Origin of the sequence: Lactobacillus agrestimuris, from assembly GCF_943193025.1 — a bacterium.
In the GTDB taxonomy this organism is placed as follows: domain Bacteria; phylum Bacillota; class Bacilli; order Lactobacillales; family Lactobacillaceae; genus Lactobacillus; species Lactobacillus agrestimuris.
The window spans coordinates 15,675-35,308 of record NZ_CALPCQ010000020.1; the positions used below are offsets into that span (position 1 = coordinate 15,675).

Genomic DNA, 19,634 nt, shown 5'->3' on the forward strand with positions numbered 1-19,634 from the left:
TTTGCATACTCCTTTATTTCAATTTAATATCCCATGCAGCCAATTGACTATTGCCATAGTATTTATGGTAGATCTTTTCAGTCTTTTCGGTTTGGAAAGCCTTAACAACATCTTGATAAAGTTTCTTATTCTTATCGCCTTTTCTAGCAGCAATAATGTTAATCCATTGTTGGGAATCTTTATTAACCGGTTCAATATAAATAGTTTGTTTATCGGTTAAACCTGCTGGACCTGCGTAACTATTATTAACTACGGCCGCATCAACTGAATCAAGAACACGACCAGTTTGTTCAGCACCAACTTCTTTAATCTTGAAATTGCGTGGGTTACTTGTAATATCAGCAACAGTTACCAAAGTCTTACCTTTACGAAGCTTGATTAATCCTGCATTCTTTAAAACAAATAATGACCTTGATTCGTTTGTCGCATCATTTGGAATTGCGATAGTTGCGCCATCTGGCAAATCACTCAACTTGTGATACTTTCTTGAGTAAAGTCTGATTGGGGCAATGTATGTTTTTCCAATTGAGACAACTCCGCCTCCATTAGCCTTATTCCATTCATCCAAGAAGGCGTAATGTTGGAAGGAATTCAAATCAATATCACCCGACTTCAATGCTTTATTAGGTTGATTATAGTCGGTAAAATTCTTGATCTTAAGAGTAATACCGTAATCCTCTTTTGCTGTTTCCGCTACACTCTTCCAAATCGCTTGATCTTGTTTACTAAGGCCAACTACCCCAACAGTAACCGTCTTATTCTGTTGAGTAGGATTAATTCCGGGACCAAAGCTGAACCAACCAGCAACTAAAATTACTAATATAATTATTGACCAAATAATTGTATTTCTCCGTCTTCTTTTTCTCATTTTTCTACCTCTTTTAAATAAAAAAGCACCCATCCTAATAAAAGGACGAGTGCTTCGTGTTACCACCTTTAGTTCGTCTACTAGCTCACACCAATAGACCTCAACAGCTATCAAATAATAGCTTGCAATGTTAACGGCTGCAACCCCGTTATCAGCTAAATGTCACTGATAATCATCACTTCAAGCCCATATTCACTAAGTTCTATTTACCGACTTTCACCATAACGCCGGCTCTCTTTATAAATAGAAGATTTAGTTACTCAACTCTTCAAGATGTTTCATTTTTGATTTGTTGTTAATAATTTATCATCTGATTTTAAGCTTGTCAACATAATTTTATTTTTATTTTTTAAGTTTACTTTTTCTATGATAGGTTAAATAAGTATAAGCGTATGGATTCTTTTTATCTGCATCATGTGCTTCCTTTTTTACTAATTCGAATTGAACATAATTAATCTTTGGCATATACGTATCAACAGTAAACTTACCATCAATTATAGTTCGTTCCAAGATATCAACTTGATCAATCAGTTCAGCAAAAATGGATACTCCGCCAATAGCACAAATCAGCTCATCTTGATGCTCCGCCAAACACTTCAACATTGCTTCAGTAGAAAGCAACACTTCTACATCATCATTATCACGATACTTTTTCGCAAAATTTTGATCATGAGTCAACACATAATGCTTTCTTCCAGGTAAAATTTTTGGCAGAGATTCAAAAGTTTTACGTCCCATTAAAATTGGATGACCTATAGTTTCTTCTTTAAAGTGATGAAGATCAGCTGGCATTCGCCATGGCAAATGATTCTCGCAGCCAATTCCTCCATTGAGATCTTCAGCCCAAACGTATTTAATCATGTTATTTCCTTAAACAGCAACTGGTGCTTTGATTGTACCATGATGCTTGTAATCAATTAATTTAATATCTAGCATTTCAAAGTCTTCGATTTGCTTCTTTTCTGGATTAAGCCACAAACTTGGTGAATCATATGGATCTCTACTCAAGAGTTCTTTTACTTGATCAATATGATTATGGTAAATATGGGCATCTCCTAAGGTATGAACAAATTCACCTACTTCAAGACCAGTTTCTCTAGCAATCATATGAAGTAGCAATGAGTAACTGGCAATGTTAAAAGGCACGCCTAAGAACATATCTCCTGATCTTTGATAAAGTTGCAAACTCAATTTGTTATCAACTACATAAAACTGGAATAAAACATGGCATGGTGGAAGTGCACTCGAAGGAATATCTTCCGGATTCCAAGCAGTTACAATCATTCTTCTTGAATCCGGTGTATTTTTGATTTGTTCAATCACATCATGAATTTGATCAATAAAACCCCCATCGCGCTTTTGCCAATGACGCCACTGAGCACCGTAAACATCCCCCAGATTACCATATTTTTTAGCGAACTCATGGTCATCCAAAATTCTTTGATCAAATTTTTTCATTTCTGCTTGATACAATTCATTAAATTCAGGATCACTTTGACTGCGAAGTCCAAAGTCTGTCATATCTGGTCCTTGGTATTCATTGCTTTCAATCCAATTCTTAAATGCCCATTCATCCCAGATATGGTTATTATGTTCAAGTAAAAAGCGAATATTAGTATCTCCACGTAAAAACCAAAGAAGTTCACTTTTAATCAAACCAAAAGGAACCTTCTTGGTGGTCAAAATTGGAAAACCTTGACTTAAATCAAATCGCATTTGGGCACCAAAAAGACTTCGCGTACCTGTACCAGTTCGATCACTTTTATCATGCCCCATAGTCATAATTTTTTCTAATAAATCTAAATATGGTTGTTCTAAAATTGCCATCTTTAATCCTCAAAAATATATTATCTAACAAAAACAGACTACCACATATATGGTAGTCTGTGAATATAAAATCTATATTTTGTGTTTTTCGCCACGATGACGAATTAAGTAAGTAATTGTTGCGATAATCAAAACTAATGCTCCGACAATTACTGAAATTCTCGTATCGGGGTTAATAAACATGAAGATTACAATCAAAATTAACATTGCAAACGCAAAGTAATTTGAATAAGGATATAGTGGCAACTTGAATGGATGTTTTTCAAGTTCTTTTTCATTGTTCTTTCTAAAGCGAAGTTCAGCAAGTAAAATTACGAACCATGGAATCATACCAGGCAATACTGATGAACTGAAAACTACAACAAAGAGATCACTTGCAGAATGGTAATAGTTCGATGCAATTACATCAAGAATGAAACCAGTCAAAATACCACCAGTAATTCCCATAATTGCACGATCTGGAACAATTCTCTTAGAGATATGACCAAAAGTCTTTGGCGCATCCTCATCATGAGAAAGCTTGAAAAGCATTCTACTTGATGAATAAATACCGGAGTTAGCACCAGACAGCGCTGCTGTTAAAACAACAAAGTTAATAATTGAGGCAGCTGCAGTAATACCAACTTTTGCAAAAGTAGTTACAAATGGTGATCCAAGCGAATCAAGTTTATTCCATGGATAAATTGTAACAATTACAAAGATCGCACCAACATAGAAAATTAAAATTCTAAGTAGCACAGATTTAACACTTTTAACAATTGCTTCCTTAGGATTTTCAACTTCCCCTGCAGAAATTCCCAAAAGCTCGATTCCTTCATATGAACCAACAATAATTGACATTGAGAAGAAGAAGCCTTTAAATCCACCAGTAAAGAAGCCGCCATGTGCCCAAAGGTTAGAGAATCCTGTTGGGTGTCCACCATTACCAAAACCAAAGAGAATCACCATAAATCCTAATATAATCATTAAGATGATAGTTATGACCTTGATCATCGCAAACCAAAACTCAAGTGAAGCATACGCCTTGGCACTTGCTAAGTTTGCTAAAAGTAGAAAGGCAATGATGATAACTCCTGACCAAAACATGCTAACGTTTGGCCACCAATACTTTAAATATTCCGTTGCAGCAACAACTTCTGACATACCTACAACAATATATTCGAAAACATTTGCCCATTCAGCCAGATATCCTGCAATGGGATGTACATATTCTGTTGCGTAATCCGCAAACGATCCTGTCCCTGGATTGACATAAAGCATTTCCCCTAACGCTCTCATAACAATATACAGAATCAATCCAACAAACATATATGCAAGTAGTACTGAAGGTCCTGTCCACTTAATTGTGGAGGTTGAACCCATGAACAAACCTACTCCGATCGCACCACCTAAAGAGATCATTTCCATCTGACCAGCGGTCATACTTCGTTTCAATTTAGGTGTGCTATGTTTTTTATGACTCATTATTTCACCACACAATTACATAATTTACATATAAAAGGGGTTGAAGCATGACTTCAACCTCTAATTTCTTTTTAATTCTATGACATTATGTTATATATAGCAATCACAAATTTTTAATTAATGCTACTTTCACGCAAAATTAGCTTTGTCTTCAAAGTTATTTTATATACTTCTTTCATGTCTTCCGTCAAAATATTTTGTAATACATTCATCCCTAAACGACCCATTTCGTTTGTATCTACATGTACACTACTTAAAGACGGATTAGAAAATTCTGCAGCAGTAGTATCATTAAAAGAAATCAAACTAATATCTTCTGGTACTTTAATATTTTCTTCTCTAAAGGCCTTAAGAGCACCAATCGCCATAGCATCATTGGCAACTACCAAAGCTTCTGGGATTTCCTTTCCTGATTGTAAGTATTTCTTAACTGCTTCATAGGCAGTTTCAGGTGTAAATTTACCGACAATTACTTTTTCAGGATCATATAATCCGAGTTCCTTCATATAATTTTTATAATCATAAAAACGAAAATCAACTAAATTTTCTTTATCATAAACATCTGACAAATCTCCTGCCAGCATCCCAATTTTTCTTTGATTTTGATCTAAGAAATGGTTAATTACTTCTCTAATTGAAGTATGAAAATCTGAAACCACACAGAAATGATCATTTGCTAGAGTATCGGCATCAATGAATACTAAGGGCTTATTAGTCTTTTCAATCTCAGATAATCTACTTTTTGAGTACTGTCTATGACCAATTACAATAATTCCAACTTGCTTATCTATATCTGTTAACTCATCAGTAACGTAATAAATTTTAGTATTATAGCCCAAAGAGGCGGCTTGATCTTCAATTCCAGTTCGAATTGAATAATAGTAAAGATCTTTAATTTCTTGGCTTTGATCACTCCAAAGAACAATTGCAATACTTTTTGCCTTACGCCTATATGATTTCTTATGCTTATCATAATGAAGTTCCTCGGCTATTTTAAAAATTTTTTGTCTTGTTGAATCATTTACAGATAAATTTTGATCATAATTTAATACTCGCGAAACAGTTGCAGGAGAAACATTTGCTTTTTCAGCAATATCTTTAATCGTTGCCATTTTATCCCTCACAATAGTAAAAATAACTATATTTACTAAATTATTTTACCATTATTTCTTAAAAACGGGACTAATTGTAAATTCAAAGGATAAACTTTCTTGAGCATTAATCATAAATTCTGGATGAACTGGTGCACCCCATGAATCATCACCACCTACTCCCATTTGCTTAGCTAACAAACGAACCCAAGTACATTTACTCTTAGGGAGTTCATCAATATGGGTAGCATTTTCAATTTCACTAGTAGAGTTCGGTAAGGCAGAAACATTCAATTCCTTGCTTGCAGAAAATTCAATTCCATTTAAATTTTTATCTAATAATTGATAAGTTCGAACTCCACTACGATTACCACATTCTTGTGTTCTTAAATATGGAGTTAGATTATCTGAAACTTCACCACTATATAAACCTAAGTAACTACCAGCTCGACGATCAACATAATTTTCGTCTGGACCTAAGCCATAATATCGATATTTCTTCAAACTCTTATCAAATCCAAGCTCTAAACCAAAAGTTGGTAAATTGCCGGCTGCCTTATCGCCTGGGTAAAATACTTTTACATTAATCGAACCTTTATTATCAATTAGATAAATAATTTTAACTTCATCTTTTAATGTAACAGGTAATTCAAACTTTACTGTAACTTTAATGTACTTTTCCTTAACCTCATAACTAAAATCAGTTAGCTTTCCATATTTACCGGCATTTTCCCACTTAGCCATTTCAAATCCATAATCTGCCCCGCGATCATTGTCAGTTAATGATCTCCAAAAAGTTAACTCAGGGAATCTCTTCAAATAATTTTGACCAGCATATTCAAGCGAAATTAACTTCCCACGTTCCTTTGAAATCAGGAATTTAAAATTATCACCTTTAATACCTAAGTTATAATTCGAATCAATTACTTCTGGAACTCCTTGACCTCGGAAAATCTTATGGGCATGAAATTGAATATCTTGTGTTTTAGCAAGTTCAAACCCGCTTTTAGCCCAAACGTTATCCCTTAATATATGCTCACTTACTTCGAAGACTAACTCTTGATCAGGTCTAATTTCAAAACTTGGAAAATCAATTGTAAAAGTTTTACTCTCTCCAGGATTTAAATTAAAGATTAACTTTGAACTCTTCCACACCTTTTCTCCATTAATTAATGCTGAAGCAATAAAATATTGATTAGAAAGATTTTCAAACAGATTATCATTTTTCAAGGTTAATTTGTTACTTTCTAGTTTCATCTTTAAGTTACTATATAAAGCTTTAACAGCTGCCATTTTGGGAGAAACTTTTCTATTAGCAAATACTAACCCATCTCCGCAGAATTCATAGTCACTTGGCCGATCACCAAAATCACCGCCATAAGCTAATTGTCCATCTTTTATCAAGGCCTGATCAATAAAGTCCCAAATAAATCCTCCTTGATATTGTGGATACTTCTCTAGTTCAGTATATAGCTGCAAGCCTCCTACAGAATTGCCCATCGCATGCATGTACTCACAAGATATGTAAGGCTTGGCAGGATCAGAATTTAAGTATTCTTCAATTTCTGCTGGTTTTGCATACATCCGACTTTCAACATCAGAAATTCCATCAAATTCACGATTGTGAGTTACACCCTCATAATGAACTAGACGGCTTGAATCGTGCTCCTTAAAGTATTCAGCCATGTCAGCAATTACAGTTCCAGCATAAGACTCATTCCCACAGGACCAAAATAAAATTGATGGGTGGTTGAAGTCACGCTTAAGCATATTACGAGCTCTAGCAACGCAAGCTTTTTGCCATTCTTTTCTACTTCCAGGCACATTTTCAGATGGATCTTCATGCTCAATCATCTGCCAAGTTCCATGTGATTCTAAATTTGTTTCATCAATGACATAAAGTCCATATTGATCACATAACTCGTAAAAGAAAGTTTGATTTGGATAATGTGAAGTTCTAACCGCATTAATATTATTGCGTTTCATCGTTTTCAAATCCCAAATGATATCTTCTTTACTAATGGCACGCCCAGTATGGCAATCAAATTCGTGACGGTTAACCCCTTTAAAGATAATTCTTTTACCATTTAAATACATGATGCCATTACGCATTTCAAAGTTTCTAAATCCAACTTTGATTTGACTAATTTCAACAATTTCGTCATTTTGATAAAGCGAAATTTCTAATGAGTACAGATTCGGTCTTTCAGCACTCCAGGCTCTAATTTTCAAGTCTGACCAATTGAAATCAATTTCAGTACTTTCGGAAAAATTCTTAACTTCTTTATGAACTGACTTACCTTCCGAATTAAGTAAATGAAGATAAATTTTAGCATTAGAATTTAGACTATTTATCAACAAATTTTTAACTTTTAAATTGCCTAGACCATCATTTAGAGATGCCACAATTTCTATATCTTTCAAATGAAGTTTAGGTTGTGCCTTCAATTCAACACTTCTAAAGATACCTGTTAAACGCCAAAAATCTTGATCTTCAAGCCATGAAGCAGAAGAATATCTGAAAACCGCCACACATAAACGATTATCTTTTTCTTTCAGAAATTCAGTTACATCAAATTCGCTAGGTGTGAAAGAATCTTCACTATATCCAACAAAATATCCACTGAGCCAAACATAAATTGCAGTAGAAGCACCATTGAAAGTTAAAGTCACATGTTTATTTTTTAAACCCTCATCAAGATCAAACTTTCTCACATATGAAGCAACTGCATTACTTTCTTCTGGAATCATTGGTGGCTTAATATTTTCTGATCCATCCCATGGATATTGAATATTTACATATTGTGCCTTGCCATATCCTTGTAATTCCAAATTTCCTGGTACATTCACATAATCAAAATCACTATCATCAAAATTTTCTTGATAGAAATCTTTTGGCCACAAATTGTAATTTTTGACATAATTCAATTTCCAGCGTCCATCCAAATTTTGAACTAGACTTGATTTAGCTCGCATCATTTCAATATAATTCGCAAAATAACGATGATCCGAATGCGCTTTAACGGTGTTTACTTCAAAAACTTCTGGATTTGTTAACCAACTTAGTTTGGCATGATTAATATTATTCATTGCTCTTTCCTTCCAAAATACAAATTGTATCCATTGCTGCTACTTTTTTACCGTAAGGTGGGATTACTTCAATCGATCTAAACATCGAAGAATTGACTACAGTAATAATTGTTGAATCATCGTAGCCTTGCTTTTTAATATAAGGATCCCAAAATTCTAAGATTTCTTGTCCGCTTTCCACTTTATCTCCCTCAGATACTGATGAAGTAAAGCCGGTTCCATTTAATTTTACGGTATTTAAACCAATATGAATCAATATAATCATTCCTTCTTCACTTTCAAGGACAATAAAATGCCGAGTTGGGGCTATTTGCTTAACCTCTCCAGCAAACGGTGAAAAAACTTTACCTGAAGATGGAATAACCACAAAACCCTTTCCCATTTTTTCAGTAGCAAAAACTTGATCTGGTAAATCTTTAAGTGGTAATAAAACCCCACTAATAGGACTAGTTAATACATAACTTTTTTGATTTTCAATTGGATCCTGAGCATATTTTTGACTTAATTTTCTTTCCAATTGATTGACAATTTCTGCATGTTTTTCTTCAGTCAATAATACTTTTTTGGCAAAAATAATTACTGCAATCACAAGCATGATTGCTGGAAAACCAAACATGCATAGTTTGAAAACAAATTTTCCATGATCAGTAATACTTTGAGCTGTTGCACCAGTAGTCATCCCTGCAAGGACAGCTACCATTGAAACAAACCAGTTTGACATTGCACCACCCAATTTATCAACTAGCGGTCTAACAGATAGTGTTAGTGCCTCATCACGATGATTTGTCTTAAGTTGTCCGTATTCAACTGCATCTGAAATAATCATTAAAACCACTAAAAATGCTAATGGTTGCGGAATAAAGAAAAGCTCTGCCCCAATTAATGAAACAATCAGCGATCCACTCGCAAGTGAAAAAACACTGATACCTACCAGCATGGTCGCAATGCAAAGATAAAATAATCTCTTTCGATTAAATTCCTTGGCTAATGACGGAAATAAACTAACTGAAATCAAACCAACAAATGTATTAATTCCATAAAGAATTGTATAGCCACTCGCATTACCAAGAATGTAAGAAAAGTAATAAAGCTGCAATGCATTTAAAGTATTAATACCTAGGCCATAAAACCAATACGCAAGTGCAAGCCACATTAATTGATCGTTTTTAGTTAAAACTTTAAATACTTGACTAAGTGTAGTCTTTTCTTTGTTTTCACGTAGTTTTGATTTAACCTCATGTGTTCCAAGGCCAACTGCGATTGCAGAAGCAATACCGATTACTGCAACAATAAAAGCAAACCAGAACCAACCTCGTTTATCACCGTTGGGATTTACTTTACTCGCAGAAAAGAAAAGTACAATTGGCATAATTACTACACCAACAATATTTACACCCAGAGTTGATCCAATTCTAGCAAAAGTAGCCGTCTTTTCACGTTCTCTTGATTCAAGAGATAATGCCGGAATCATTGACCAAAAACCAGTATCTTTAAATGAATAAAAGATATCCATCACTAAATAAATAATTCCAAAAAGAATGAAATACAAAATCGGATTACTTTTGTTAGTTCCGCCTAAATCAGTAAAAAGTGCTAATAAAGCCAAAGAACTGATAATCCCTCCTGCTACAACCCAAGGCTTAAATTTACCCCATCTAGTTACTGTTCGATCGATTGCATTACCAATTAATGGATCGATTAAAACCTCACTAATTCGAATAATGGCAATCAAATTAGTAATCATGAAGATCATTTTACCGTTACCTGAATTAAATAAGTGAGTTGTCACAAATACAATAAAATACGTTGACAAAGTCGCATAGAAAACATCGTTTCCAAATGCCCCAAATGAATAGGACAAGCGCGAAATTATTTTCTTTTTCATATTATTTTCCACTCCTATCTTTGTTAGCGATTTCATTGTATTATGTTTTACTAAATATGTCTATATTTAGTAAAACATAATATTTGGTATTTAGCTTAAATATGCTGATCCATAGGTCTTTTATAGCAATTAATTTTTTAGTAAATATTTTTATTTAAGTAAAAAGCAAAAACGTTTTGCCTATTTTTCTAAAATTGCTATAATAATATTGTCTTGGAGAGTTGGCAGAGTGGTAATGCACCGGACTCGAAATCCGGCGAACCGGCTTATACCGGCGCGCAGGTTCAAATCCTGTACTCTCCTTAGTTAATTACTGGATAAAAAAAGAGTTTGCTACACAAACTCTTTTTTTATTTTTTATAATTATGTACTTTTATTTATCCCTTGCTGGAACAACTATAGTGGAACTTTCGATTACATGACCTTCAATCTCTCTCAAAAATTCATTTAACCAAAAGCCATTTTTTAAATCCAACCTTTTATTGAGTGCATAGACCGTTAAAGTATAACCGTGAACTTTGTCAGGTGGCATTGGTCCTGTATATCCTTCAACTGGGCCGGAATCTTCTGGTAAAAATTTACTGATATTACTATTTTTACCTTGAATAATAGGTTGATTAATCGATTTTTTATGACTAATGTTTGCAGGAATATCCCCTACAGGGAAATTTCCTGCGATCCAATGAATCCACGTAAATCCACATACCGGAACTGAATCATAATCTCTGAAATAAAGTGCCAAACTAACTGCATCTTTTGGTGGATCTGTAACAAAAATTGGAAAAGATCTACTGGGTTTTCCATCAATTCTTTGATCCTTTGGGGCAAACTTACTGTAACAATCTGGAATCATGTTATTCATGGTTGGTATTTCTATTTTCATATCATCACCTCGTATACTTTTTTGATTTCAGTATATGCTAAACGACTATATTAATTAATCAATATGCTTACTTTTCTTAATTCTATACATTTATTTTTAAAAGTATTATAATTGATACAAATTTGTTGTTTTTTAAAGAAAGTGTGAAAAATATGTGTACATCAATTATTTTTAGTCCCAAAAATCATTACTTCGGAAGAAATTTTGATTATGAGATTTCTTACGGTCAAGAAGTAGTAATTACTCCTCGTGATTACAAATTCAAGTTTCGTAAGACTAATGGCATTGATAAACATTTTGCAATATATGGTATCGCAGCTGTTTTCGATAACTATCCTCTTTATTTCGATGCAGCAAATGAACGCGGATTAGGAATGGCTGGATTGAATTATGCAGGACAAGCATATTACTCAGATGAATTCGATGACGATAAGACTAACATTTCTCCATTTGAATTCATTCCATGGGTTCTTTCTCAATGTTCAACCATCGAAGAAGCTAAAGATTTAATTTCTAAAACTCATCTAGTTAACATTGATTTTAGCGAAAAGTTAAAATTATCTCCTCTTCACTGGTTACTTGCAGATAAGAGCGGAAAGTCTATTACTGTCGAACCTGATAAAGATGGAATTCACGTTTATGATAATCCTGTAGGTGTTTTAACTAATAACCCTCCATTCCCAAAGCAGATCTTTAATTTAAATAATTACTCTGATGTTTCTCCTAGAATGCCAGAAAACAACTTCTCTGACAAAATTGAATTTGATCCATACAGTCGCGGATTAGGTTCAAGAAATCTTCCAGGTGGAGTGGATTCAGAATCACGTTTTGTAAGAGCTACCTTTACTAAATACAATGCACCTGTAACTGACGATGAAACAGAAAATATTGATAATTACTTCCATATTCTTCACGCTGTTGAACAGCCAAAGGGGCTAGATGAAATTAAACCTGGTCTCTTTGAGTACACTATTTATTCAGATTGTTTTGACTTTGATAACAACGAATTCTATTACACCACTTATTCAAACAAGCAAATTAATCACGTTAAAGTTGACAAAGAAAATCTTGATCAAGAAACTCTAGTAACCTTCCCTATTTTGGACAAAGTAACTTTTAATGACCAAAATTAATTTATTAAGTTTTAACCAAAAAGCTATCAAATGAAACTTATCCTGTTAAAATAAACTTTGCATAAACGAAAAATTTTAATGAGGATTTGTATTGTATGGAAAATTGGATAATTTTAATAGCAGCGACCGCTATTTTATTATTCTTAGTTTTTAAAATTAAAACTTCTAGACGATTTAATTTATTTGATCATTGGTTGCATCACAAATTAGTTAGACAAAGGGATGGATTCGGCTGGCAAATTATCGCCTTTTTAAATGATCCAAAGCTAATGGTTGTGTGGGCAGTGTTACTCGCCAGCACTTTAATAGATAATAATCATGTATATACAGCTTTATGGGTACTGGCCACACTTGGTTTTACTGATTTAAGTGGAATTATCCTTAAGAAGATGGTCAAAAGACGTCGGCCTATTATGGCTTCTGATCATGAAGATGGATATAGCTTCCCTAGTGGACATGTGCTGGGAGCAACCTGTATGTCACTAATTTTAATTCAGTTATTTGGTGATACTTTTGGTTTTGGGTTTGCTCTCGGAATCATTGCAATTTGGGTTATGGTGGTAATTTCAAGATTGAGTTTAAAAGCTCACTATCCATCAGACGTAATTGGTGCAACCAGTTTAGCAGTTTTATGTTTTACTATTTCACAAAATATTTTCTTAGCAATTTAAAAGGACATTACAGTTTTTCTGTAATGTCCTTTATTTTATTCATGAAAGCCGACCATTAAGCCACCTTTTTCTGCATAAAAACTACACAGACCTCTCATTGGTCGAATCTTAATATCAGCATCTGGGAATTTTTCTAAAATTTTTTCTTTCAAAGTATTAGCATCTGCTTCATTTTGACAATGATCTATGATTACTTCACCGCCATGATAATTCATATCTTCCATATTCTTAATGATCTCACGCAGGGCTTTTTTCATTCCTCTTGCTTTTGAAATTTGATCTAGTTTACCCTCTTTACTTGCTTTTCCAACAATATTAATTTTCATCATTTTTGCAAACTTTGCAATTGCCGGTGATACACGACCATTCAAAGAGAGATTGTGCAAAGATTGAAGAATAAACAAAAGATGAGTTTGTAATCTCATTTCAGCAATCTTCTGTTCTAAATCAACGAAACGAACTTCTCCAGCAAGTAGTTTTTCGATTCCCTGCAAAACAATCGCAATTTCAGGTCCTGCAGATCGTGAGTCAACTACAATTATTTGACTTTGCGGATGACTTTCTAAGTAGATATCTCTAGCTTGAAGTGCTGAAGAATAGGTCCCGCTCATAGCACTGGTCATAGTTACAATGATCGCTTTATCGCAACCTTCTAACGCCTTAAGCCATTCATTAATACTTGGACAAGAGGTTTTTCCAGCTTCATTATTTTCTTCCATTGCGGTTAAGAAGTCAGAAATATTTAAGCCTTCGTCATCTAAATAATTCTTTCCATCGAAAGAAATAGTTAAAGGTACGACAATTAAATTTTTACTTAAATCACTAAGCTCATTTGAACTTGAATCGGTGATTAAACGTATATCTTCCATAATGTTTCCTCAATTTATTAATTAGTAATTTACTTAATATTTTATATTTTTATTCTAGTATTTTCGCTCTTCATGCTTAACTATATATATAATTATATCGTAAAGCTAATTTAAAAAAGAATGCGCTTTACCAAAACTTATAATCTAAACCGCTTTCAATAGTTTACAGAATCACAAACTTAGGCTAAAATTTGATGTGTAAGTGGAGAGTAAATAACTCTTCATGGTGTGATGCAGTACATTGAATTGCATTACATCTCGTATTTTTAGGAGGTTTTTTGATGTTAAAATCAGTCATTGAAAATATTCATGCACTTGAAATTTTTGACTCACGTGGTAACCCAACTGTTGAAGTATTCGTTACCCTTTCAAACGGCGTTGTAGGTAAGGCTGAAGTTCCTTCAGGTGCTTCAACTGGTGAAAACGAAGCTGTTGAATTACGTGATGGTGGTTCACGTCTTGGTGGTAAGGGCGTTATGAAAGCTGTTAACAACGTTAACGGTGAAATCAACGACGCTTTGAAGGGTATGAACCCATACGACCAAGCTGCTATCGACCAAAAGATGATCGACTTAGACGGTACTCCAAACAAGGGTCGTCTTGGTGCTAACGCTATTTTGGGTGTATCTATGGCTACTGCAGCTGCTGCAGCTAAGGATTCAAAGCAACCATTATACCGTTACCTTGGTGGTGTAGATCTTGAAATGCCACAAACTTTCCACAACGTTATCAACGGTGGTGAACACGCTGACAACGGTATCGACATTCAAGAATTCATGATCACTCCAGTTGCTAAGACTTCATTCCGTGATGGTTTTGAAAAGATCGTTAACGTATACCACACTTTGAAGAAAGTTCTTGAAGATATGGGTTACGAAACTGGTTTAGGTGACGAAGGTGGTTTCGCTCCTAACATGAAGAACTCAGAAGAAGCATTAAAGGCTTTACACGAATCAATTATCAAGGCTGGTTACAAGCCAGGTGAAGATATTGCTATTGCTTGTGACTGTGCTGCTTCATACTTCTACAACAAAGAAGACGGTAAGTACCACCTTGAAGGTAAGGTATTGACTGATGAAGAATTAGCAGATTACTACGACAAGTTGCTTGACGAATTCCCAGAATTAATTTCTATGGAAGACCCATACGACGAAAACGATGTTGAAGGTATGGTTAAGTTTACTGCAACTCACAAGGACCGTATCCAAATCGTTCTTGATGACTTCATTTGTACTAACCCTGCTTTACTTCGTAAGGCTATCAAGGAAGGTGCCGGTAACGCTTCATTAATCAAGCTTAACCAAATCGGTACTGTTACTGAAACCCTTGAAACTATCCGTATGTCACGTAAGAACGGCTACAACACTATGATTTCTCACCGTTCAGGTGAAACTGGTGACACCTTCATCGCTGACTTGTCAGTTGCTGTTAACGGTGGTCAACTTAAGACTGGTGCTCCAGCTCGTTCAGAACGTGTTGAAAAGTACAACCGTTTACTTGAAATCGAAGAAGAACTTGGCAATGGCGAACGTCTTGCATTCTTCCCAGATAGCGTAGACAAGGACTAATTTGAATATTTTCAAATTTGACTTAAAAAGAAGCTTACATTCGTAAGCTTCTTTTTTTCTAATCAAATAAATTAATAATTCGTTTAGTTAATGGAGAAAGTTTCTGTTTCTTCCAAATTAATTGAAGATGTGTTTCCCACCCTTTATGATTAATCACAACAAACTGATCTTTCGCATATAAATTAGCAATTGATTCTGGGACAAGTGCATCCCCCATCCCCTTTTGTGCCCAAAGAATTGCAGTACGAGAATCATCACATTTTACTGCATAAAAAGGTTTAATTCCCAGATGAGAAAAACTTTGATTAAAAATATTTTCAAACCTTCGATAAATGATCAATGGTCGGTCTTTTAAGAATTTAAGATCGATCTTTTTATTTTTTAAAATTTTTTGATCTTTTGTCACTAAAGTCATTTTTTCATCAGTAATATTCTTGCTTTCAATTCCATGATGATTAAATGGGGTTCGCACAATACCTAAATCAATTGTGCCATTTTGCAAATTTTTAATCACACCAAAGCTATTTTCTTCATAAATATCAAAAGATATTTCAGGATAAAATTTTTTTAATTGAAAAAATTTATCTGAAGGAAGTTCTCCAACTGAAGATGAGGCAGAACCTATCTTAATGGTTCCTAACTCACCCTTTGCAGTTTTTTGAACTTTATTTTGAGCTGTTTCAGCAAGATTCAAGATTTCCTCGGCATATGACTGGAGTTCAATCCCGGCATCGGTCAGTTCAATTCCATATGCTGTCCGCCTAAACAGCTTAACTCCAAGCTCTTTCTCTAATTGTTTTAATTGATAAGATAATGGCGGCTGAGCAATGAATAATCTTTTTGCCGCTGCAGTAATTTGCTTTTCTTCCGCGACCGCAAGAAAATATTGTAATTGTTTTAAATTCATAATTTTTAAATACTCCTACAGAGATATATAATTTATTAATATCTCTTATCTTAAGTCAATATTTTATTCAAGACAACATCTATGATAGATTATATGTATGGAAAAATGGAGGGATAAAAATGGTAGAAAAATTTCACGGTTTGAGTCAACAAGGAGCTAAAAATTTGCTTCAAAAAAATGGCTTAAACGAAGTTCCAGAGCCAAAATACAACTTTTGGAAAGAATTCGCAGGAAAATTATGGAATCTTTCTGCTTGGATTCTTGAAGGAGCTATTATACTTGAAATCATTTTAGGTAAAGGTGTCCAAGCACTGTTCGTTTTAGCAATGTTACTTTTTGCTGCTTGGAATGGTGCTTCAAAGAAAAAGCAATCAAGACGTGTTCTTGATAGTATTTCACACCAATTGACACCTACTGTTGCGGTTGAAAGAGACGGCAAATGGATCAAGATTAACTCTAAAGAAATTGTAACTGGAGATTTAATTTCTCTGAATCGCGGGGATGTTGTTTCTGCAGACGTAAAAATTGTTGAAGGAGATATGTCCTTTGATGAAAGTTCAATCACAGGTGAATCAAAGGCAATCAAAAAGAATGTTGGTGATGAAGCCTTTGCCGGTACTACAGTAATGCAAGGACATGGTTTGGCAATTGTTACTGCAACAGGTGCAAATTCTAGATCTGGTAAAACAGTTAACTTGATCAATAATTCAGCTGCTCCTGGTCACTTACAACAATTATTAACAAAGATCATCTACTACCTTTGCTTATTAGACGGTATCTTAACTTTAATTATCATTATTGCTTCATTTATTAAGGGTGGAGATTTCAGTACCTTTATCAATATGTTACCATTCTTGGCAATGATGTTTATTGCATCAATTCCAGTAGCAATGCCGTCTACTTTTGCTTTATCTAACTCATTTGAAGCAACTCGATTAAGTAAAGAAGGTGTTTTGACTGCCGATTTAACAGGTATTCAAGATGCTGCAAACTTGAACTTACTTCTTTTAGATAAGACAGGTACCATTACTGAAAATAAGACTTCAGTGGCAAGCTGGCATAATTTTAGTGATCTTTCAGATAATGAATTACTTGAACTAGTTTCTAGTGCAACTGATCAAAGAAATCAAAGTATTATTGATGCCGCAATTGATGACTATATTAAACAAAAAGGTTTAACTATTAAGACTACAGAAGCTTTTACTCCATTCACTTCTGATCGTGGTTACTCAATGGCAGAAATTGATGGTCACAATGTTAAACTGGGTTCAGTTAAGCAGCTTTCTTTAATTGATTCAACTGCAAATGAAAAAGTTAAAGATATTAATTTAGAGGCTGGTCGATCTGTTGGGGTTTTAATTGATGATAAAATTGCTGGAGTTTTTATTCTAAAGGATAAAGTTAGACCTGACTCTAAACAAGCTCTTAATGAATTAAAGAAGCGCGGTATTCGTCCAATTATGTTAACTGGAGATAATAAAAGAACGGCCGCTGCTGTCGCTAAAGAGGTTGATCTAATTGGAGATGTAATTTCAATTCATGACTTCAATGATCAAACTGATATTGCTGATTTAGCAGGGATCGCAGATGTTTTACCAGAAGATAAGTTGAACATGGTAAAATTATTCCAAGAAAAAGGATACATCGTTGGTATGACTGGCGATGGAGTAAATGACTCTCCTGCTCTTAAGCAAGCCGAAGTTGGTATTGCAGTCTCAAACGCCGCAGACGTGGCTAAGCGTTCAAGTAAAATGGTGTTACTTGATGATGGTTTAAGTTCAATTGTTAAGATTCTTGATGCAGGTCACAGAGTATATCAAAGAATGACAACTTGGTCTTTAACAAAACTTGCTAGAACAGCCGAATTAACCATGCTTCTTACATTTGGATACTTGTTCTTTAACTACATTCCAATGGCTTTAAATGCTATGGTAATTTATACCATTATGAATAACATGGTTACTATGATGATTGGTACTGACAGAACCCATATTACTTATAAACCTGAAAATTGGAATATGGCTCGACTTGCTAAAATTTCATTCTCCTTGGCAGCCGGTTGGACAGTTTTAGGCTTTGCCTTCCTCACATATTTGAATTTAAATGGTTACAGCCATGGCGTAATTTCAACTATGGTTTATGTCTACTTAGTACTTAGTGCAATGCTCATTGTTTTGATTACTAGAACCAAGAAGTACTTCTGGCAAGACCATCCTTCAAAATTAGTTGGAATTGTTCAAATTGCTGATGTTGTCTTGACTTTCATCTTGGCTTTAGTTGGTCTTGCAATGACACAAATTTCTTGGCGAAACTTGCTTATTACTCTGATCGTAGCAATTATTGTTGCTGTGGTAATTGATTTATTCTACAAGCCAATTATGGAAAAGAAAAATAATTAAACAATTTTCTATAAAAAATTTAAAGACCATCTAGCTGCGAATATTCGTAGCTAGATGGTCTTTTTTTAATAAATAATACTAAAAAAATATTCCTCAATCCCCGATCTCATTACGATCAGCATTTTTTACCACATAATAGCAAGACCAGTTAACCAACCATTCAACAATTGCAGTTCCTACTATCAAGGCAAAGAATAGCCAACTATTTAACGAATAAATTATCACCATCAACATTGTCATAATAAGCAAAACAAGAATTTCAATAATCAAATATTTTTTTATAGCAACATTTTTATCCTTTTTAACCTGATAAATCGTCAATCCATAATTGTAGATCCAATGAGCAAAATAAAGTCCGGTTAAAAACGCAACTGTTAAAACAAATTTATAGTAATTCGTAATCTGGCAATATATCAAAATACCTAATTCAATAATTCCGATAATTGCTGTCGCCATCTGAGCAATTTTAAGCCAGAAGAAATCTGTCTGACTTAATCTACCTTGAGAAATTCCGATTACTTTTTCTTCCATAAAGCCGGCTTCAATATCCAAAATATAATAAACACTTGCCGCATAACCGACAAATTGTAGAAACAGTGGTATATTAAACAGCCACAACGTCAACGTAGCTATTCCTAAAGCAAATAATCCAAATGATGACCAGACTGATAGCCTATGTCTTTTATAACGAAAAATCATTCTGGCAACTCTATTTTTCATGTTTTCACCTTCTGTAATAAAAACAACAATCTTATTTGATTAAGATACATCACAAAGATGAAAGCAAGTTATAAAAGACCAATTTCATATCAAAATAGACGGATTTTGATATAAAACAAAAGTTTAGTAACTTTTTCACCTTAATATATCCGGCTATAATACTCAGTATATTTTTATATAGTTTTGAGACTGTCAAATCTTTTGTGTAAATAGTTCTTTCTCGCAAATTGATTTTTTAATTATTTATTTAATCAAAATA

15 protein-coding genes, 1 tRNA gene and 1 other annotated feature are annotated in these 19,634 nt (G+C 34.0%); of the genes, 5 read left to right on the top strand and 11 right to left on the bottom strand.

From position 1 onward, the window contains the following. Positions 1-13: 13 nt before the first annotated feature. From NFR82_RS06840 to NFR82_RS06870, 7 genes are all read right to left on the bottom strand, one after another. A complete protein-coding gene (locus tag NFR82_RS06840) occupies positions 14-868 on the bottom strand; it encodes a MetQ/NlpA family ABC transporter substrate-binding protein (RefSeq protein WP_251717545.1) in 855 nt (284 codons plus the stop codon). Between the two features lie 38 nt (positions 869-906). Then, positions 907-1,149: a binding site (T-box leader), on the bottom strand. Positions 1,150-1,210: 61 nt separating this feature from the next. Then, complete coding sequence (locus tag NFR82_RS06845) at positions 1,211-1,729, bottom strand: dihydrofolate reductase (protein ID WP_251717546.1); 519 nt, start codon at positions 1,727-1,729, stop codon at positions 1,211-1,213. Between the two features lie 9 nt (positions 1,730-1,738). After that, on the bottom strand, positions 1,739-2,695 hold the full coding sequence (locus NFR82_RS06850) for a thymidylate synthase (protein ID WP_251717547.1): 957 nt from the start codon (positions 2,693-2,695) through the stop codon (positions 1,739-1,741). A gap of 72 nt (positions 2,696-2,767) precedes the next feature. After that, positions 2,768-4,159, bottom strand: a complete 1,392-nt coding sequence (locus NFR82_RS06855; protein WP_251717548.1) for an amino acid permease — start codon at positions 4,157-4,159, stop codon at positions 2,768-2,770. A 113-nt stretch (positions 4,160-4,272) separates the two neighbouring features. Continuing rightward, positions 4,273-5,271, bottom strand: coding sequence for a LacI family DNA-binding transcriptional regulator (locus NFR82_RS06860; RefSeq protein WP_251717549.1), 999 nt, complete (start codon positions 5,269-5,271; stop codon positions 4,273-4,275). A gap of 51 nt (positions 5,272-5,322) precedes the next feature. Then, positions 5,323-8,340: a beta-galactosidase, LacZ type gene (gene lacZ / locus NFR82_RS06865; RefSeq protein WP_251717550.1), complete on the bottom strand. Its 3,018-nt coding sequence runs from the start codon at positions 8,338-8,340 to the stop codon at positions 5,323-5,325. Further along, positions 8,333-10,225, bottom strand: a complete 1,893-nt coding sequence (locus tag NFR82_RS06870; protein WP_251717551.1) for a glycoside-pentoside-hexuronide (GPH):cation symporter — start codon at positions 10,223-10,225, stop codon at positions 8,333-8,335. The genes lacZ and NFR82_RS06870 overlap by 8 nt, the downstream gene beginning before the upstream one ends. A gap of 215 nt (positions 10,226-10,440) precedes the next feature. Here NFR82_RS06870 and NFR82_RS06875 point away from each other — a divergent pair. Beyond that, positions 10,441-10,528, top strand: a tRNA-Ser gene (locus tag NFR82_RS06875). A 70-nt stretch (positions 10,529-10,598) separates the two neighbouring features. Here NFR82_RS06875 and NFR82_RS06880 read toward each other — a convergent pair. After that, positions 10,599-11,108: a YbhB/YbcL family Raf kinase inhibitor-like protein gene (locus tag NFR82_RS06880; RefSeq protein WP_251717552.1), complete on the bottom strand. Its 510-nt coding sequence runs from the start codon at positions 11,106-11,108 to the stop codon at positions 10,599-10,601. A 152-nt stretch (positions 11,109-11,260) separates the two neighbouring features. On the opposite strand from NFR82_RS06880, the gene bsh reads away from it, so the two are divergent. Together bsh and NFR82_RS06890 are read left to right on the top strand one after the other, a co-directional pair. After that, positions 11,261-12,241 carry a choloylglycine hydrolase gene (bsh, locus tag NFR82_RS06885; RefSeq protein WP_251717553.1) on the top strand — a complete coding sequence of 327 codons (981 nt, stop codon included), beginning with the start codon at positions 11,261-11,263 and terminating at the stop codon, positions 12,239-12,241. Between the two features lie 95 nt (positions 12,242-12,336). Then, on the top strand, positions 12,337-12,912 hold the full coding sequence (locus NFR82_RS06890) for a phosphatase PAP2 family protein (RefSeq protein WP_251717554.1): 576 nt from the start codon (positions 12,337-12,339) through the stop codon (positions 12,910-12,912). Between the two features lie 35 nt (positions 12,913-12,947). On the opposite strand, the gene NFR82_RS06895 is transcribed toward NFR82_RS06890, so the two are convergent. After that, on the bottom strand, positions 12,948-13,781 hold the full coding sequence (locus tag NFR82_RS06895) for a DegV family protein (protein WP_251717555.1): 834 nt from the start codon (positions 13,779-13,781) through the stop codon (positions 12,948-12,950). 281 nt (positions 13,782-14,062) lie between these two features. Between NFR82_RS06895 and eno the strand changes: the two genes are divergently transcribed. Then, the gene (eno, locus tag NFR82_RS06900) at positions 14,063-15,349 is read left to right on the top strand and encodes a phosphopyruvate hydratase (protein WP_251717556.1); all 1,287 of its coding nucleotides are present in this window, start codon (positions 14,063-14,065) and stop codon (positions 15,347-15,349) included. Between the two features lie 58 nt (positions 15,350-15,407). Here eno and NFR82_RS06905 read toward each other — a convergent pair whose 3' ends face one another. Then, a complete protein-coding gene (locus tag NFR82_RS06905) occupies positions 15,408-16,256 on the bottom strand; it encodes a LysR family transcriptional regulator (protein ID WP_251717557.1) in 849 nt (282 codons plus the stop codon). A 119-nt stretch (positions 16,257-16,375) separates the two neighbouring features. Between NFR82_RS06905 and NFR82_RS06910 the strand changes: the two genes are divergently transcribed. Further along, positions 16,376-18,655 (top strand): HAD-IC family P-type ATPase, encoded by a 2,280-nt coding sequence (locus NFR82_RS06910; protein ID WP_251717558.1) that lies wholly within the window; start codon positions 16,376-16,378, stop codon positions 18,653-18,655. Positions 18,656-18,748: 93 nt separating this feature from the next. Here NFR82_RS06910 and NFR82_RS06915 read toward each other — a convergent pair whose 3' ends face one another. Then, entirely contained in the window at positions 18,749-19,375 is a 627-nt protein-coding gene (locus NFR82_RS06915; protein ID WP_251717559.1) for a hypothetical protein, read from the bottom strand. Between the last annotated feature and the right edge of the window lie 259 nt (positions 19,376-19,634).

Excerpts from the sequence above, each read along its gene's own strand:
- NFR82_RS06915 (WP_251717559.1), bottom strand. The coding sequence starts at position 19,375 with ATGAAAAATAGAGTTGCCAGAATGATTTTTCGTTATAAAAGACATAGG.
- NFR82_RS06845 (WP_251717546.1), bottom strand. The coding sequence starts at position 1,729 with ATGATTAAATACGTTTGGGCTGAAGATCTCAATGGAGGAATTGGCTGC.
- eno (WP_251717556.1), top strand. The coding sequence starts at position 14,063 with ATGTTAAAATCAGTCATTGAAAATATTCATGCACTTGAAATTTTTGAC.
- NFR82_RS06855 (WP_251717548.1), bottom strand. The coding sequence starts at position 4,159 with ATGAGTCATAAAAAACATAGCACACCTAAATTGAAACGAAGTATGACC.
- bsh (WP_251717553.1), top strand. The coding sequence starts at position 11,261 with ATGTGTACATCAATTATTTTTAGTCCCAAAAATCATTACTTCGGAAGA.
- NFR82_RS06870 (WP_251717551.1), bottom strand. The coding sequence starts at position 10,225 with ATGAAAAAGAAAATAATTTCGCGCTTGTCCTATTCATTTGGGGCATTT.
- NFR82_RS06880 (WP_251717552.1), bottom strand. The coding sequence starts at position 11,108 with ATGAAAATAGAAATACCAACCATGAATAACATGATTCCAGATTGTTAC.
- NFR82_RS06895 (WP_251717555.1), bottom strand. The coding sequence starts at position 13,781 with ATGGAAGATATACGTTTAATCACCGATTCAAGTTCAAATGAGCTTAGT.
- NFR82_RS06910 (WP_251717558.1), top strand. The coding sequence starts at position 16,376 with ATGGTAGAAAAATTTCACGGTTTGAGTCAACAAGGAGCTAAAAATTTG.
- NFR82_RS06850 (WP_251717547.1), bottom strand. The coding sequence starts at position 2,695 with ATGGCAATTTTAGAACAACCATATTTAGATTTATTAGAAAAAATTATG.
- NFR82_RS06905 (WP_251717557.1), bottom strand. The coding sequence starts at position 16,256 with ATGAATTTAAAACAATTACAATATTTTCTTGCGGTCGCGGAAGAAAAG.
- NFR82_RS06840 (WP_251717545.1), bottom strand. The coding sequence starts at position 868 with ATGAGAAAAAGAAGACGGAGAAATACAATTATTTGGTCAATAATTATA.
- NFR82_RS06860 (WP_251717549.1), bottom strand. The coding sequence starts at position 5,271 with ATGGCAACGATTAAAGATATTGCTGAAAAAGCAAATGTTTCTCCTGCA.
- lacZ (WP_251717550.1), bottom strand. The coding sequence starts at position 8,340 with ATGAATAATATTAATCATGCCAAACTAAGTTGGTTAACAAATCCAGAA.
- NFR82_RS06890 (WP_251717554.1), top strand. The coding sequence starts at position 12,337 with ATGGAAAATTGGATAATTTTAATAGCAGCGACCGCTATTTTATTATTC.